Annotated in this window: 1 protein-coding gene; it reads right to left on the bottom strand. The window is 65.2% G+C overall.

The window, feature by feature from the left end:
- Window positions 1–703, bottom strand: a 703-nt coding sequence (locus ABT116_RS49690; RefSeq protein ID WP_351648328.1) for a DNA cytosine methyltransferase, incomplete at its 3' end; no start/stop codon positions are given.
- Window positions 704–1074: the final 371 nt, after the last annotated feature.

Below are 1074 nucleotides of genomic sequence, written 5' to 3'. Positions count from 1 at the left end.
GATCTTCGTTGTCGTGAGCCGACATTCCTTCCGGCACATCACGCAGCCACCGCAAGACGTGCTCGGGATGCTCGACGGCCCAGTGCAGCGGGTCCGTTTCGCAGGCCTGTCCGGATTCCAGCGGAGCCAGGTCGACGGTGGCATCGCGGAAAGTCCTCAGCGGCGCAACACCATTCACGCCGTGAGTCTTCGGCGGAAAACGCAGCGGACCGATACCACTGTCGCGGCGGGTCGCCACGATGAACACTCGTTCCCGGAACTGCGGGACGCCGTAATCCTGCGCATTGACCGTGTTGACCGACGCGTCGTAACCGCGTGCAGCCATCTCGCCGAGTATCCGGTCGACGACCATCCCACCGTCCGGGTCCTTCATGCTGAGCAGCAATCGCACGTTTTCCATCACCACGACCTTCGGCTTCACCAGGTCGGCGAGCTCGAGCAGGTTCCGGAAGAGATGGTTGCGCGGATCGTCGCGGTCGCGTCGGCCGGCGAGGCTGAAGCCCTGACACGGCGGTCCCCCGGCCAACACATCGATGTCCACTTGTGCCAGAAGGTCTTTCACACGGGCTTCATCGATTGCCCGGATGTCCTCGCCGAGGCACCTCGCACCGGGGAAGTTCCGATCGAAGGTCGCGCGCGCCTCAGGAACGACTTCGATGTATCCCTCCACCGAAAACCCCGCCATCCGAAAGCCTTCGGCCATACCCCCACAACCGGAGAACGCCGTCAGTACGGTGGGGGCTCCGCTTCCTGCCGCCGCGACCGCACGCCTGGCCACCGAGGCGGGGACGTTGACCGGTGTCGCTCGACGCGCGCGGGTACTACCGCTCGACCGCTTCCGGGGGGCCGCGTACGTGCCCTCACGCTTGGCCGCTTCCAACGCCGAGAGGGCCGTGAGGACTGCTCGCTCAACCGGTGGCTTCGGATATGCCTTGTCGAGTTCCCACGCGGAGACGACTGCTGACGAGACTCCCGCCTGGCGGGCGAACTGGAACTGACTGATCCCCACGTGCAAGCGCCGCGATCGCAGGTCCTGTCCCGAAATCAATTCAGTGCCTCACTCAAGTGGTCCGC

Origin of the sequence: Streptomyces sp. NPDC002130 (assembly GCF_040296465.1) — a bacterium.
Lineage (GTDB): Bacteria > Actinomycetota > Actinomycetes > Streptomycetales > Streptomycetaceae > Streptomyces.
The sequence above is the reverse complement of the archived record's forward strand: the minus strand, read 5'-3'. Positions and strand labels throughout refer to the sequence as shown.